This window comes from Nocardioides sp. NPDC101246 (assembly GCF_044767415.1).
Taxonomy (GTDB): domain Bacteria; phylum Actinomycetota; class Actinomycetes; order Propionibacteriales; family Nocardioidaceae; genus Nocardioides.
This window is the reverse complement of the sequence record NZ_JBIWNX010000002.1, coordinates 394,849-410,242: the sequence shown is the minus strand read 5'-3', so window position 1 is coordinate 410,242 and position 15,394 is coordinate 394,849. Positions and strand designations below refer to the sequence as shown.

The 15,394-nt window shown below is 71.7% G+C and carries 14 protein-coding genes; all 14 read left to right on the top strand.

What is annotated here, in order from left to right; genetic code table 11:
• Positions 1 to 186 precede the first annotated feature (186 nt).
• Positions 187 to 1,458, top strand: coding sequence for an ROK family protein (locus ACIRON_RS05100; RefSeq protein WP_402989769.1), 1,272 nt, complete (start codon positions 187 to 189; stop codon positions 1,456 to 1,458).
• A complete protein-coding gene (locus ACIRON_RS05095; RefSeq protein ID WP_402989766.1) occupies positions 1,455 to 3,014 on the top strand; it encodes a sugar ABC transporter ATP-binding protein in 1,560 nt (519 codons plus the stop codon). The genes ACIRON_RS05100 and ACIRON_RS05095 overlap by 4 nt, the downstream gene beginning before the upstream one ends.
• Positions 3,011 to 4,066 (top strand): ABC transporter permease, encoded by a 1,056-nt coding sequence (locus tag ACIRON_RS05090; protein ID WP_402989763.1) that lies wholly within the window; start codon positions 3,011 to 3,013, stop codon positions 4,064 to 4,066. Before ACIRON_RS05095 ends, ACIRON_RS05090 begins: the two co-directional genes overlap by 4 nt.
• Before the next feature lie 80 nt (positions 4,067 to 4,146).
• On the top strand, positions 4,147 to 5,184 hold the full coding sequence (locus tag ACIRON_RS05085; RefSeq protein WP_402989761.1) for a substrate-binding domain-containing protein: 1,038 nt from the start codon (positions 4,147 to 4,149) through the stop codon (positions 5,182 to 5,184).
• An 82-nt stretch (positions 5,185 to 5,266) separates the two neighbouring features.
• Positions 5,267 to 6,442 carry a Gfo/Idh/MocA family protein gene (locus tag ACIRON_RS05080; RefSeq protein WP_402989758.1) on the top strand — a complete coding sequence of 392 codons (1,176 nt, stop codon included), beginning with the start codon at positions 5,267 to 5,269 and terminating at the stop codon, positions 6,440 to 6,442.
• Positions 6,443 to 6,519: 77 nt separating this feature from the next.
• Entirely contained in the window at positions 6,520 to 7,341 is an 822-nt protein-coding gene (locus tag ACIRON_RS05075; protein ID WP_402989755.1) for a ThuA domain-containing protein, read from the top strand.
• Positions 7,338 to 8,501, top strand: coding sequence for an inositol-3-phosphate synthase (locus ACIRON_RS05070; protein WP_402989752.1), 1,164 nt, complete (start codon positions 7,338 to 7,340; stop codon positions 8,499 to 8,501). Before ACIRON_RS05075 ends, ACIRON_RS05070 begins: the two co-directional genes overlap by 4 nt.
• Entirely contained in the window at positions 8,498 to 9,346 is an 849-nt protein-coding gene (locus tag ACIRON_RS05065) for an SCO3242 family prenyltransferase (RefSeq protein ID WP_402989749.1), read from the top strand. The genes ACIRON_RS05070 and ACIRON_RS05065 overlap by 4 nt, the downstream gene beginning before the upstream one ends.
• On the top strand, positions 9,343 to 10,221 hold the full coding sequence (locus ACIRON_RS05060) for a sugar phosphate isomerase/epimerase family protein (RefSeq protein ID WP_402989746.1): 879 nt from the start codon (positions 9,343 to 9,345) through the stop codon (positions 10,219 to 10,221). The genes ACIRON_RS05065 and ACIRON_RS05060 overlap by 4 nt, the downstream gene beginning before the upstream one ends.
• The gene (locus ACIRON_RS05055) at positions 10,218 to 10,970 is read left to right on the top strand and encodes an EboA domain-containing protein (protein WP_402989743.1); all 753 of its coding nucleotides are present in this window, start codon (positions 10,218 to 10,220) and stop codon (positions 10,968 to 10,970) included. The genes ACIRON_RS05060 and ACIRON_RS05055 overlap by 4 nt, the downstream gene beginning before the upstream one ends.
• Positions 10,970 to 11,827 (top strand): TatD family hydrolase, encoded by an 858-nt coding sequence (locus tag ACIRON_RS05050; RefSeq protein ID WP_091049680.1) that lies wholly within the window; start codon positions 10,970 to 10,972, stop codon positions 11,825 to 11,827. The genes ACIRON_RS05055 and ACIRON_RS05050 overlap by 1 nt, the downstream gene beginning before the upstream one ends.
• On the top strand, positions 11,824 to 13,008 hold the full coding sequence (gene eboE / locus ACIRON_RS05045; RefSeq protein ID WP_402989739.1) for a metabolite traffic protein EboE: 1,185 nt from the start codon (positions 11,824 to 11,826) through the stop codon (positions 13,006 to 13,008). Before ACIRON_RS05050 ends, eboE begins: the two co-directional genes overlap by 4 nt.
• Positions 13,005 to 14,384, top strand: coding sequence for an alkaline phosphatase family protein (locus ACIRON_RS05040; RefSeq protein ID WP_402989736.1), 1,380 nt, complete (start codon positions 13,005 to 13,007; stop codon positions 14,382 to 14,384). The genes eboE and ACIRON_RS05040 overlap by 4 nt, the downstream gene beginning before the upstream one ends.
• A complete protein-coding gene (locus tag ACIRON_RS05035; protein WP_402989733.1) occupies positions 14,381 to 15,388 on the top strand; it encodes a sugar phosphate isomerase/epimerase family protein in 1,008 nt (335 codons plus the stop codon). The genes ACIRON_RS05040 and ACIRON_RS05035 overlap by 4 nt, the downstream gene beginning before the upstream one ends.
• The last annotated feature ends 6 nt before the right edge of the window (positions 15,389 to 15,394 follow it).

The following is a 15,394-nucleotide window of genomic DNA, read 5'->3' as shown; positions in this document are numbered from 1 at the left end:
GTGCCCCTTTCGGCTACTTTGTCCAATCACTTTTCAAAGTTCGACAGAAACTTTGCAGAAACCGCCGCGAAAGGGTTGTACAACGTGAGCGGTGTCACTAGTTTGTCTCTCGGTCACCGAATTCTGTGACTGCCATCACAGGCCCGCGTCTGTGATGGACACGTAGACCCCGGACAGGAGACGACCGTGCGCGACGCAGACATCACCGTGCGGGTCTCCGCCACCGCCGACCCGGCCGCTGTCCGGACCGCGCGGATGGGCCTGCTCCTGCGCTCGCTGCGCGACCGCGGGCCGCGCTCGCGGGGCCGCCTGGCCGAGGAGACCGGGCTGACCCGCACGGTCGCCAACGGCCTGGTCGACGAGCTCGCCGAGCTCGGGCTGGTCTCCTGCGAGGACGCCGACCGCCGCGGCGCCGGCCGCCCGGGCGTCCAGGTCCGGCTCATCGGCAGCTCGGTGTGCGGGGTCGGTGCGGAGATCAACGTCGACCACCTCGCCGTCGTCGCCGTCGACCTCGCCGGGACCGTGATCGCCGAGGCCCGCCGCGGCATCGACGGCCGCAGTCTTCCGCCCGAGGGCGTACTGGCCGAGCTCGCCGGGCTGGTCGCCGACGCCCTCGCCGAGGTACGGACCGCCGGCACCACCGTCACGGGCGTCACCGTCGGCGTCGCAGGGCTCGTCGACACCGCCACGCAGCGGGTCACCCTCGCCCCCAACCTCGGCTGGCGCGACATCGACGCCGCCGAGGACGTACGCCGCCGGCTGGGCGCCACGGCTGGGTCGGTGCGGCTCGTGCCGCCGGTGCGCGTGGCCAACGAAGCCACCCTCGCCGCCACCGCCGAGCTCGACCCCACCGATGCCGACCGCGCCGACATGGTGGTGCTCTACGGCGAGGTCGGCCTGGGCGGCGCGATCGTCAGCGGCGGCCGAGTGGCCCCGGGCCGGCACGGCTGGGCCGGGGAGATCGGCCACCTCCCGATCGACCCGCGCGGTCGGCTCTGCGGCTGCGGCCGCACCGGCTGCTGGGAGACCGTGGTCGGCCTGCGGGCGCTGCTGGAGGCGGCCACCGACCCCGACGACCCGGTTCGCGACCCCGTGCTGACCCTGGAGGAGCGGCTCGCCACCCTGGTCGAGCGGGCCCGGCTCGCCGACGGCCGCACCCTGGCCGCGCTGGACGAGGTCGGCACCTGGCTCGGCACCGGCGCAGCCGTCCTGGTCAACACGCTCAACCCCGGCACCGTCGTGCTCAGCGGCTACTTCGCCGTGCTCGGCGAGTGGCTGCGCCCGGCCGTCGAGGCACGGCTCGCTGCCGACGTCCTAGCGCCGCGTGCAGGCGGCACCCGGGTCGCGATCTCGGCCTTCGGCCCCACCGCCGCCGTCCGCGGCGGCGCACTGGTCTCCCTGGAGCCGGTGCTCTCCGACCCCACCGCCCTCGCCGAACTGCACGGAGGAACCCGATGACCCAGAGCCCGAAGCCGTCGCCGGACGGCCCCGCCGCCAGCGCGGGCGGAGGTGACGTACTGCTCGAGATGACCGGGATCGTGAAGCGGTTCCCCGGCGTGCTCGCCCTCGGCGGAGTCGACCTCGACGTCCGCGCGGGGGAGGTGCACTGCCTGCTCGGCCAGAACGGTGCCGGCAAGTCGACGCTGATCAAGGTGCTCTCGGCGGCGTACCAGCCCGACGAGGGGGAGATCCTCTGGGAGGGCGAGCCGGTCCGGCTGACCACGCCGGTCGCCGCCATGAAGCGCGGCATCTCGACGATCTACCAGGAGCTCGACCTGGTGCCCGGGCTCACCGTGACCGAGAACATCTTCCTCGGCCACGAGCTCGCCACCGCCGGGTTCAGCCGCCGCGCGGAGGCGACCCAGCGGGTGCGTACGCTCCTGGCCCGGCTCGGTCACAGCGAGGTCGACCCGAACCGCCTGGTCGGGGACCTCTCGCCCGCCGGGCAGCAGATCGTCAGCATGGCGCGCGCGCTGTCCCACGACACCCGCCTGCTCATCCTCGACGAGCCGTCGGCGGTCCTAGACCAGGAGGAGGTGGACAACCTCTTCCGGGTGATGCGCGGTCTCACCGCGGAGGGTGTCGCGATCATCTACATCTCCCACCGGCTCGAGGAGATCCGCCAGATCGGCGACCGGATCACGGTCCTCAAGGACGGCCGTACCGTCGCCACCGGGCTCCCGGTCGCGGAGACGCCGACCTCGGAGCTGATCACGCTGATGACCGGCCGCCAGATCGAGTACGTCTTCCCGAACCGCCCCACGACGCCACCTGACCGCGACGCAGCGCCGGTGCTCGAGGCCACCGGCCTGTCCGGCGACCGCTTCCACGACGTCGACCTCGCGGTCCACGGCGGCGAGATCGTCGGGCTGGCGGGACTGGTCGGCTCCGGCCGCTCGGAGATCCTGGAGACGATCTATGGCGCCCGCCGCCCCAGCGCGGGCACCGTCACCGTCAACGGCCGCCGGCTGCGCCGCGGCTCGGTCCGTGCCGCGGTCGCCGCCGGGGTCGGCTTGGCGCCCGAGGAGCGCAAGAGCCAAGGGCTGCTGCTGGACCAAGCGGTCTATCGCAATGTGACCGTCTCGTCCTTGAACAAGTTCTCGAAGGCCAGCTTCCTCGACAGCGGTGCCGAGCGCCGCGCCGCTGAGGAGCTCAGCCGCTCGCTCGATGTACGTCCCGCCGGGGTGGACCGGCCGGTCCGCAACCTGTCGGGCGGCAACCAGCAGAAGGTCGTGCTCGCCCGGTGGCTGCTGCGCGACTGCAAGGTGCTGCTCCTCGACGAGCCCACCCGGGGCGTCGACGTCGGGGCGCGCACCGAGATCTACAACCTCGTCCGCCGCCTGGCCGACGAAGGTGTCGCCGTGGTCGTGGTGTCCAGCGAGGTGGAGGAGGTGCTCGGTCTCGCGGACCGGGTCCTCGTCGTCAGCGAGGGCTCCGTCGTCCACGAGGGACCCGCCACCGAGATCGATGAGTCGAAGGTCCTGGACCTCGTGATGGAAGGAGAGGTCGCATGAGCGACACCCCCACGGATGCTGTGACCCCGGCGGACACGGCCCGGGTGGAGAAGGAGGCCGCCGGGGGACGCCGGGCGGAATCGGGAAGTGTCGGTCGCCTGCTGCGCGGCGGTGCCGGCCACAACCTCGGCCTGGTCGTAGCGCTGGCTCTGCTCGCTCTGGTCGGCGTGATCACCGGTGGTGACCGGTTCGCGTCGGTCGACAACGTGATGACGATCCTGCGCCTCGCTGCGGTGATCGGCGTGGTCAGCATCGGGATGACGTTCGTGATCACCGGTGGTGGCATCGACCTGTCGGTGGGTGCGCTGGTCGCACTCTCCTCGGTCTGGTGCACCACACTGTCCACGCAGGCGATGGCCAACGATTACCACTGGATCTTCATCGTGACCACTGCGCTCCTGGTCGGCGCGGGTGCCGGCCTGATCAACGGGCTGTTGATCGCGTACGGCGGAGTGGTGCCGTTCATCGCGACGCTCGCGATGATGGCCAGCGCCCGCGGTCTGGCCGAGATCATCTCGGCGCGCAAGACCCAGATCCTCAGCGTTCCGGGCTTCACCGACGCGTTCTCACGCGACATCCTCGGGATCTCGGTCCTGGTCTGGATCTTTGTCATCGTCGCCGTGATCGGCTGGGTCCTGCTCAACCGCACCACCTTCGGCCGGCGCACCCTGGCCATCGGCGGCAACCCGGAGGCCTCGCGGCTGGCGGGCATCAACGTACGCCGCCATACCGTGCTCCTCTACGTGCTCGTCGGCGTCTGCTGCGGCATCGCCGCGATCATGCTGGTCAGCCGCACCACGACGGGCAGCGCCACCCACGGCGGGGCCTACGAGCTGGACGCCATCGCCGCGGTCGTCATCGGCGGCACCCTGCTGGCGGGTGGTCGCGGAACCATCGTCGGCACCGTCTTCGGGGTGCTGATCTTCTCGACCCTCACCAACGTCTTCGTCATGAACAACCTCTCGATCTCCGCCCAGGTCTTCACCAAGGGCCTGATCATCATCGCCGCCGTGCTGCTGCAGAAGCGGTTCTCACGACAGCCCGGGTCATGACCGCCCTACGCCGTCCCACCAGCCGTCCTCGGGTCTCGGACTCATCCCTCCTCCACCCTTCCACGCTCTAGGAGCACCTCATGAAACTGAAGTCCACAGCAAAGATCCTCGTCGCCGGTGCCTCGGTGCTCGCCCTCTCGGCCTGCATCAGCAACACCCCCGAGAAGTCCGACAACGTCGGCGGTACGTCCAACGCCGAGGCCGGCTCCAACGACGAGAAGGGCGACACGGTCGTCATCGGCTTCTCGGCACCCGCCGCCGACCACGGCTGGATGGGCGCGATCAGCGAGCAGGCGAAGGCCGCGGGCGACTCCTACGAGGACGTCGACCTGCGCCTGGCGGAGGGCACCAACGACGTCAACCTCCAGATCAGCCAGGTCGAGACCTTCATCAACGACAAGGTCGACGCCATCGTGCTGCTGCCCTTCGACGGTGCCGCGATGACGCCGGTCGCGCTCAAGGCGATGCAGGCCGGCATCCCGGTCATCAACGTCGACCGCGAGTTCAACGACCCCAACGCCGCGCGCGTCACCGTGCTCGGCGACAACTACGGCATGGGCGTCTCGGCCGGGACGTACGTCTGCGAGCAGGCCGACGGAAAGACCGACGCCGTCGTCGCCGAGATCGCCGGCATCGACTCGCTCCCGCTGACCCAGGACCGCAGCCAGGGCTTCAAGGACGCGCTGTCCGAGTGTGGCCTCGATGTCGACAACCGGGTCGCCGCCGACTTCACCGTCGAGGGCGGCGAGAAGGCCGCCTCCAACCTGCTGCAGGCGGCGCCGAAGATCGACTTCCTGTGGAACCACGACGACGACCAGGGCGTCGGCGTGCTGGCCGCGATCAACAACGCCGGCCGTGACGAGTTCACCATGGTCGGCGGCGCCGGATCGGCGAACGCCATGCGCGAGATCGAGTCCGGCGACAGCGTTCTCAAGGCGACGGTCATCTACCCCTCCACGCAGGCCGCGGACGGCATCAAGCTCGCCCGGCTCCTGGTGCAGGACAAGGCGATGTCCGACCTGGTCGAGGTGACCGTGCCGCGCACGATCCAGCTGGACGCCCCGGTCGTGACCGAGGAGAACGTGGACGAGTTCCTGCCCACGGCCTTCGAGTCCTGACCGAGCTCGACCCAGCCAGACCGCAAGATCGCTCCGTGCTCGGGCACGGAGCGACACCACCGAAACACAGGATCGAGTTCCGATGACCGAGCAGAACGCCACGCTCGGTGTGGGGTTGATCGGCTATGCCTTCATGGGCGCCGTCCACTCCCACGCCTGGCGCAGTGCCCACCGCTTCTTCGACCTTCCCCTGACCCCGCGGATGCAGGTCCTCTGCGGCCGTGACGCGACTCGCGTGGCCGAGGCCGCCACCCGGTTCGGCTGGGAGGAGAGCGTCACCGACTGGCGCGACGTGATCGCCCGCGACGACGTCGACCTGGTCGACGTGTGCACGCCCGGTGACACCCACGCGGAGATCGCGATCGCCGCGCTCGAGGCCGGCAAGCACGTGCTGTGCGAGAAGCCGCTGGCCAACAGCGTGGCAGAGGCCGAGCGGATGGCCGCGGCCGCGGCGGTCGCAGCCGAGCGCGGGGTGCGGGCCATGGTGGGGTTCACCTACCGTCGGGTGCCCGCCATCGCCCTGGCCCGGAAGCTGGTCGCCGACGGCAGGCTCGGGGAGCTCCACCACGTGCGTGCGCAGTACCTCCAGGACTGGCTGGCCGACCCCGAGACCCCGCTGAGCTGGCGCCTCGACAAGACCAAGGCCGGTTCGGGTGCGCTCGGTGACATCGGCGCCCACATCATCGACCTGACCCAGCACATCACCGGTGACCGGATCCTGGAGGTCTCCGGGATGCTGGAGACGTTCGTCAAGGAGCGCCCGGTCGCCGAGAGCTCGTCCGGGCTCTCCGCCACCGCCGGGGCCGAGCGCGGACCGGTCACCGTCGACGACGCCGCGCTCTTCCTGGCGCGGTTCGCCGGGGGAGCGGTCGGTTCCTTCGAGGCCACCCGGTTCGCCACCGGTCGCAAGAACGCGATCCGGATCGAGATCAACGGGTCGAAGGGCAGCCTGGCCTTCGACTTCGAGGACATGAACGTCCTGCACTTCCACGACGCGACCCTGCCGGACGCCGAAGGCGGCTTCCGCCGGATCGTGGTCACCGAGCCCGAGCACCCCTGGGTCGCGGGCTGGTGGCCACCGGGGCACGGCCTCGGCTACGAGCACGGCTTCACCCACCAGGTCGTCGACCTCGTCCGGGCGCTCGGCGAGGACACCGAGCCGACGCCGACGTTCGCCGACGGACTCCAGGTGCAGCGCGTGCTCGCCGCCGTCGAGACCAGCTCCGACACCAGGACGTGGCAGGAGATCCCCACCTGACCCACTCCGCCGCCGCGCCCGCGCCCTGAATCGACCTCTGGAATGACTCAGCCACTCAGCTCGGAAGGGACCTCATCATGAAGTACGGATCGAGAAGGTTCAGAACTCTGATCGCGGGCGCGGCACTGGTGGCCGTCGCCGCACTGGCGCCGGCGCCGTCCGCCACCGCCGACCGCCCTGGTGGGGGTCATGGTGGGGGTCATGGGCACGGGACGTACGACGTCCTGGTGTTCTCCAAGACCGCCGGGTTCCGGCACGGATCCATCCCCGACGGCATCGCGGCGATCGAGCGGCTGGGAGCGGAGAACGGCTTCACGGTGACCGCCACCGAGGACGCGGCGGTGTTCAACGACACCGACCTGGCGGCGTACGAGGCGGTGCTGTGGCTCTCCACCACCGGTGACGTGCTCGATGCGGGGCAGCAGGCGGCGTTCGAGCGCTACATCCAGGGCGGTGGCGGCTATGTGGGCGTCCACGCCGCCTCCGACACCGAGTACGACTGGCCCTGGTACGGCGGCCTCGTCGGTGCCTACTTCGCAGGTCATCCTGCCCAGCAGACCGCGACGGTGAAGGTGCACGCGCACAACACCGCGGCGACGGCCGAGCTGCCGAGGCGGTGGACCCGCTGGGACGAGTGGTACAGCTTCCGCGACCGTCCGGCCGACTCGATCCGGGTCCTCGCCGACCTCGACGAGCGCAGCTACGACCCGGGCCCCTATGCCATGGGGAACCCGCACCCGATCGCCTGGTGCCACCGGTACGACGGCGGCCGTGCCTTCTACACCGGCATGGGTCACACCTCGGAGTCCTACACCGAGCCGGAGTTCCTCTCCCACGTGCTCGGCGGCATCCAGATGGTCGCCGGCGTCGCCCGGTTCCGCTGCGAGGCGGACCGATGAGCGCCAGGGTCGGGCTCTGGCTGGTCGGTGCCCGCGGCTCGGTCGGTGTCACCACGACGGTCGGTGCGCTGGCCGTACGTGCCGGGCTCGCCGGGCGGGTCGGGCTGGTCGCCGAGCAGCCGGAGATCGCGGCCGCCGGGTTGCCCTCGCTCGAGGATCTGGTGATCGGTGGGCACGACGTGGGCGCGGACCCGCTGGTGAAGCGGGCCGAGCGGCTCGCCGCGGGCGGGGTCGTGCCGTCCGGGATCCTGCCGGCGATCGCGGGCGACCTGGCGGAGGTCGAGAGGCGGCTGCGTACGGGCTATGACCCGGCGGGCGCCGAGCCCCAGGGTGCTGCCGTCGAGCGGTTGACCGCCGATCTGGTGGCCTTCCGCGAAGACCACGGGCTCGAGCGGGTGGTCGTGGTGGACGTGGCGAGCACCGAGCCGCCGGCCGAGGTCACCGACGGCGGGCCGCTCGCCGATCCCGACGCCCTCGACGCGGCGCTGGCCGCGGGCGAGTCACCGCTGCCGGCCAGCTCCGTCTATGTCCTGGCCGCCTACCGGGCCGGTTGCCCGGTGGTCTCGTTCACGCCGAGTCCCGGGCCGCGGCTTCCGGTGCTCGTCACTCTCGCCGAGCGGGCCGGGCTCCCGTGGGCGGGCTCGGACGGGAAGACCGGGGAGACGCTGCTGAAGTCGGCGCTGGCGCCGATGTTCTCGACGCGGGCGCTTCAGGTCAACGCGTGGGCCTCCTACAACATGCTCGGTGGCGGGGACGGCGCCACGCTCGCCGACCCGGCCAACGCGCAGAGCAAGCTCGTCACCAAGGCCCAGGGACTGGAGGCGATGCTCGGTCACCCGGTGGAGGGGCCGATGCACATCGACTACGTCCCCGACCACGGCGACTGGAAGACCGCCATCGACCACGTCTCCTTCGAGGGGTTCCTCGGGGTACGGATGTCGCTGCAGTTCACCTGGAGCGGCTGCGACTCGGCGCTGGCCGCGCCGCTGGTGCTCGACCTGGCCCGGCTGACGCTGCGCGCGCAGGAAGTAGGGGAGAGCGGACCGCTTCCGTTCGGGTTCTTCTTCAAGGACCCGGCGGGCTCGGTCGAGCACCGGCTCGGCACCCAGTGGGAGGAGCTGGTCGCGTGGTGCGGCCGGGTCGGCCAGGTGGGCGCATGACGTCTTCCGCCCGAGCCTTCGCCGAGCTCGTCCGGCTGCCGGCGGCCCTCACCGTGCCGGGAGACACCCTGGCCGGGGCCGCCGCTGCTGGTCCGCTTGCGGCCCGTGCGGTCGCGATGCCGGCCGCCTCGGTGGCGCTCTACTGGGCCGGGATGGCGCTCAACGACTGGGCCGACCGGGACCTCGACGCCGTCGAGCGCCCCGAGCGGCCGATCCCGTCGGGGCGGGTGAGCCCGCGGCAGGCGCTGGGGGTCGCCGTCGGGCTGACCGCGGCGGGCGTCGGGCTGGCCGCCCTCGTCGGAGGCCGTCCGGCCGCGGCGACAGCGGCAGCCCTGGCCGGCACGGTGTGGGCCTACGACACCGTCCTCAAGGACACCCCGGCCGGGCCGGTCGCGATGGCCGCGGCCCGAGGTCTCGACGTGCTCCTCGGGGCGAGTGCGAGCGGACGTACGCGGGCCGGGCTGGTGCCTGCCGGTCTGCTCGCCGCCCACACCGCCGGGGTCACCCTGCTCAGCCGGGGCGAGGTCCACGGCACCCGGCCCGTCACGGCGGGTCTCGCAGGTGCGGCCACGGTCGCGACCGCGGCCGTCACGGCCGGCCACGGCCGGGCGGCGCTGCCCGTCGCCCTCGCCGCGACGTACGCCCACAGCGTCGGCTCCGCCCAGCTCGCCGCGGTCTCCTCGCCGGATGCCGGTACGGTCCGGCACGCCACCGGCGCCGGGATCCGCGGGATGATCCCGCTCCAGGCCGCGCTCGTCGCCCGCCGCTCCCCGCTGGCCGCGGTCGCGCTGCTGGCCGCCGGCCCGATCGTCAAGGCCGCCTCGAAGGTGGTGTCGCCGACATGAGCACGACCGGCACGTTGCGTTTCGGCTACGGCACCAACGGCATGCACAGCCACCGGCTCGAGGACGCGCTGAGCCTCCTGGCCGCGCTGGGCTACGACGGGGTCGCGCTGACCCTGGACCACCTTCATCTGGACCCCTTCCGGCCGAACCTGGCGGGCCGGGTCGCCCAGGTCGGCCGCCGGCTGGACGAGCTCGGCCTGTCGGTCGTGATCGAGACCGGCGCTCGCTACATCCTCGATCCGCTCCGTAAGCACTACCCGACCCTGCTGCACGCGGGCCCGGACGCGACCCGTCGGGTCGACTACCTGCACCGGGCGGTCGAGGTGGCCGCCGACCTCGGCGCGGAGGCGGTCTCGTTCTGGTCGGGCACCCTGCCCGACGGCGTCGACGAGGACCGGGCCTGGGGACGCCTGTGCGACGGGGTGTGGCGGGTCCTCGACCTCGCCACCCGCCGTGGCGTCGTGTGTGCGGTCGAGCCCGAGCCCGGGCACTTCGTCGACACCCTCGACGCCGTGCTCGAGCTGCGCCGGCGCCTCGACGACCCGAAGCTGCTGCGGGTCACTCTCGACCTCGGCCATGTGGTGTGCAACGAGCCGCGGGGGATGGCCGAGACCATCCGCCTGGCCGGTCCGCTGCTGGCCAACGTGCAGGTCGACGACATGGTCGAGGGCGTCCACGAGCATCTGGAGCTGGGCACCGGCGAGGTCGACTTCGCCGCCGCGCTCGGCACCCTCGTCGAGATCGGCTACACCGGGCTCGCCGCGCTCGAGCTGCCCCGCCAGTCCCACGCCGCCCCCGTCGTCGCCGAGCGCTCCCTCGCGTTCCTGCGCGAGACCCTCGAAGGGCTGCCCGACCCTGAGGAGGTGCGCGCATGAACGCGTCAGCTGAAGGTGACCGTGTTGATCATCTCGACAAGCTCGATACAACGCTCGACACGCCTCCGCCTAGCGGCTCCGGCGGCTCGACCAGCAATGCCCCCGTCGGTCGAGCCGCGAGCGCCAGCGAGCGTGTCGAGACCAACACGGTTGCCGACGAGCGGACACTCGACGCGTGGTGCGCTGAGATCGAGGCGGACCCCGCCCGGATCAGAACCTGCTTCCCAGCTGCGGCCAGGGAGATCGGGCGCACGCCCGGAACCTCGGCCGAGCCCGGCGCGGAGCGGGTCGAGGACGGCGCACGCCTCCGGCTGCTGGCGGCGCTCGGCGGTGCCCTGGCCGGTGATCCGGACACGTTGAGCAGCGAGATCCACGACCTCTACCGCTTCGGCGACGCCGACGAGCGGCGGGCGGTCCTGCTCGGCCTCGGGCACATCGAGGACGCGATCGGTGACCGCGCTCTCGACCTGGTCCATGACGCGCTGCGAACCAACGACCCGCGCCTGGTGGCCGCGGCCCTGGGGACGTATGCCTCGCGGCTCGACGACGCCGCGTGGCGCCAGGCGGTGCTCAAGTGCCTCTTCGTCGGCGTACCTCTTCGTCTGGTCGCCGGTCTGGACAGAGCCGACGACGAGCTGCGCCGGATGGTCGCCGACTACGCCGCCGAGCGGCGCGCGGCCGGCCGCGAGGTGCCCGCCGACGCGCTGTCCTTCCTGCCCGCCCCCACCCAGACCACTCGGGAGTCCTGATGCGCATCTTCGACCCGCACATCCACATGAGCTCGCGTACGACCGACGACTACGAGGCGATGGCGGCCGCCGGGGTCCAAGCCCTGGTGGAGCCGGCTTTCTGGCTCGGACAGCCGCGGACCAGCGTCGACTCATTCGTCGACTACTTCGACGCGCTGGTCGGCTGGGAGCGGTTCCGGGCCTCGCAGTTTGGCATCGCCCACCACTGCACGATCGCGCTCAACCCGAAGGAGGCCAACGACCCGCGCTGCACCCCGGTGCTCGACCTGCTGCCGCGCTACCTCGCCAAGGACGGGGTGGTCGCGGTCGGCGAGGTGGGCTTCGACTCGATGACCGAGGACGAGGAGAAGGCGTTCAGCCGTCAGCTGGAGCTGGCTCGCGAGTTCGCGCTGCCGGCGCTGGTGCACACCCCGCACCGCGACAAGCTGGCCGGGACCCGCCGCACCCTCGACCTGGTCGAGGCGGCCGGGATGGAGCCCGGGATGGTCCTCGTCGACCACCTCAACGAGATGACCGTCGACGTCGTCGACGAGGCGGGTGCCTGGATGGGCTTCTCGATCTACCCCGACACCAAGATGGATCCGGACCGGATGGTCGCCATCTTGCAGCGGCGCGGCCTCGACCGGGTGCTGGTCAACTCCGCCGCCGACTGGGGCAAGAGCGACCCGCTGCGCACCCGGGCGACCGGTGAGGCGATGCTCGCGGCCGGCTTCACCGAGGACGACGTCGACCGGGTGCTGTGGCGCAACCCGGTGGAGTTCTTCGGTCAGAGCGGACGGCTCCTGCTCGATGTTCCCGAGACCGGCCAGGGTGACACCTTCGCGGGCAACTCGCTGCTGCGAGGTGAGCGCGCATGAGGTTCCGGCACCGCGACGGCACGGTCGTCCACCTCGGCTACTGCAGCAACGTGCACCCCGCCGAGGACGTCGACGGCATCCTCGACCAGCTGCGCCGCTACGCCGGCGAGGTGCGGGCCCGGCTCGGGGTCTCCCGCCTCGGCCTCGGCCTCTGGCTCCCGGCCGCGACCGCCCACGAGCTGGCCGCCGACCCGGCCACCCTCGACCGGCTGCGCGCAGGACTCGACCGCCACGGACTCGAGGTCGTCACCCTCAACGCCTTCCCGTACGCCGGGTTCCACGCCCCGGTGGTGAAGCGCGACGTCTACGCACCGGACTGGTCGACGCGACGCCGCCTCGACTACACCCTCGACTGTGCCCGGGTGCTGGCGGCGCTGCTGCCCGACGATGCCGCCCGCGGCAGCATCTCCACCCTCCCGCTGGGCTGGCGCACCCCGTGGTTCACCGACCGCGACCGGGCCGCGCGGGAGCTGATCGGCGAGCTCGCCGACGGCCTGGCCGGCATCGAGTCCGAGCACGGCCGGCCGGTGCGGGTCGGCTTCGAGCCGGAGCCCGGCTGCGTCGTGGAGACGACCCGGGACGCGGTGACCCGGCTCGCCGGGCTGGACCCCGACCACCTCGGCATCTGTGTCGACACCTGCCACCTCGCCACCCAGTTCGAGGACGCCACCGAGGCGCTCGACCGGCTGCACGTGGCCGGGCTGCCGGTCGTCAAGGTCCAGGTCTCCGCGGCCCTGCACGCCGACGACCCCAGCGACCCGGCGACGCGGGAAGCCCTGGCCTCCTACGCCGAGGACCGCTTCCTGCACCAGACCCGCGAGCCGCGCGGAGGACGGGTGGACAGCCGCGACGACCTGCCCGAGGCGCTCACCGGCCATCGCCCGTTGCCGGCCGAGCATCCCTGGCGGGTGCACTTCCACGTACCTCTCCATGCCGATCCGGCACCGCCGCTGCGCAGCACCCGCGAACACCTCGCCGGCACGCTCGACGCGCTCCTCGGCGGCCCGGTCGCCCACACCGACCACCTCGAGGTGGAGACGTACACCTGGGGGGTCCTGCCCGAACAGATCCGCCCGAACGAGGACGCCGGTCTGGTCGCGGGCATCGCGGCCGAGCTGGCCTGGACACGCGACCGGCTCCTGGAGGCCGGTCTGGAACAGCTGCAGGAGGCCTCCGCATGAGTGACAAGCTGCTGGTCATCGACGTGGTCGGGATGACCCCCGAGCTGCTCCGACACATGCCGCGGGTGCGGCAGGTGGGGGAGTCGGGGTTCACCGCCGAGCTCGGCACCGTGCTGCCCGCGGTCACCTGCTCGGTGCAGTCGACCTTCCTGACCGGCGCGCTGCCGCGCGAGCACGGCATCGTCGGCAACGGCTGGTACTTCCGTGACCTCGGCGAGGTGCTCCTGTGGCGCCAGCACAACGCGCTGGTCAAGGGGGAGAAGCTGTGGGACATCGTCCGCCGACGGCGCCCGGGAGCGAAGGTCGCCAACATCTGCTGGTGGTACGCCATGGGCGCCGACGTCGACACCACCGTCACCCCGCGCCCGGCCTACCACGCCGACGGCAAGAAGTCGCCGGACTGCTGGACCTGGCCGCCCGAGCTCCACGACACCCTCACCACCGAGCTCGGCCCGTTCCCGCTGTTCACCTACTGGGGTCCCACCGCCTCGATCAAGAGCTCGGCCTGGATCGTCGCGGCCGCCCGCAAGGTGATGCCCGACCACGACCTGACCCTGGTCTACGTCCCGCACCTCGACTACGACCTGCAGCGGTTCGGTCCCGACAGCCCGCAGGCGGCCCAGGCCGCCCGCGACGTCGACGCCACTCTGGCACCGCTGCTCGACGACGCCGAGGCCGCGGGCGTCCGTGTCGTGCTGCTGAGCGAGTACGGCATCACCCGCGCCACCCGCCCGGTCGACGTCAACCGGCTGCTGCGCCGCGAGGGCCTCCTGCACGTCCACCACAACGCCACCGGCGAGCTGCTCGACCCGTGGACCTCGCGCGCCTTCGCGGTCGCCGACCACCAGATCGCCCACGTCTACGTCAAGGACCCGGCCGACCTGGAACGGGTCCGGAAGCTCCTCCAAGACCTCGACGGGGTCGCCGAGGTGCTCGACCGCACCGGTCAGGCGGCGTACGGACTCGACCACGAGCGCGCGGGTGAGCTGGTCGTGGTGGCCGAGCCGGATGCCTGGTTCACCTATTACTACTGGCTCGAGGACGCGAACGCGCCCGACTTCGCCCGCGGCGTCGAGATCCACAAGAAGCCCGGCTACGACCCCGCCGAGCTGTTCCTCGACCCCGAGGACCGCTGGGTCAAGCTGCGCGCCGCCACCACCCTGGCCCGCAAGACGGCCGGGCTGCGCTACGCGATGAGCGTCGTGCCGCTCGACCCCGCCCCGGTCTCCGGCAGCCACGGCCGGCTGCCTGACGACCCCGAGCACGGACCCGTGCTCGTCTGCTCCGACGCCTCCGTCAAGCGCGACCGGTTCGAGGCCACCGAGGTCCGCGACCTGCTTGCATCTCTGCTCCCTGAGGAAGGACACACACCATGACCCGACCGATCACGCTCTTCACCGGCCAGTGGGCCGACCTGCCGTTCGAGGAGGTCTGCCGCCTCGCCTCCGAGTGGGGCTACGACGGCCTCGAGATCGCCTGCTGGGGCGACCACCTCGACGTCTGGCAGGCGGCCGAGGACGAGACGTACGTCCAGGCGAAGCTGGACCTGCTCGCCAAGCACAACCTGCAGGTCTTCGCGATCTCCAACCACCTCAAGGGCCAGGCGGTCTGCGACGACCCGATCGACCAGCGCCACCGCGACATCCTGCCCGCCAAGATCTGGGGTGACGGCGACCCCGAGGGCGTACGTCAGCGGGCCGCCGAGGAGATGAAGATGACCGCCCGGGCGGCCAAGAACCTGGGCGTCAAGACCGTCGTCGGCTTCACCGGCTCCTCGATCTGGAAGTACGTCGCGATGTTCCCGCCCGTCTCCGCGGAGATGGTCGAGGCCGGCTACCAGGACTTCGCCGACCGGTGGAACCCGATCCTCGACGTCTTCGACGAGTGCGGGGTGCGGTTCGCCCACGAGGTGCACCCCTCCGAGATCGCCTACGACTACTGGTCGACGGTCGCGACGCTGGAGGCGATCGGCCACCGGGAGGCGTTCGGGCTCAACTGGGACCCCAGCCACATGGTGTGGCAGCAGGTCGACCCGGTCGGGTTCCTGTGGGACTTCCGCGACCGGATCTACCACGTGGACTGCAAGGACACGAAGATGCAGACCGGCAACGGCCGCAACGCCCGGCTCGGCTCCCACCTCGCCTGGGCCGACCCGCGCCGAGGCTGGGACTTCGTCTCGACCGGCCACGGCGACGTGCCGTGGGAGCAGTGCTTCCGGATGCTCAACTCCATCGGCTACGACGGCCCCATCTCGATCGAGTGGGAGGACGCCGGCATGGACCGCCTCATCGGCGCCCCCGAGGCGCTCGAGTTCGTCCGCCGGCTCGCCTTCGACGCCCCTGAGGCTTCCTTCGACGCGGCGTTCTCGACCGCCGACTGACCCGCA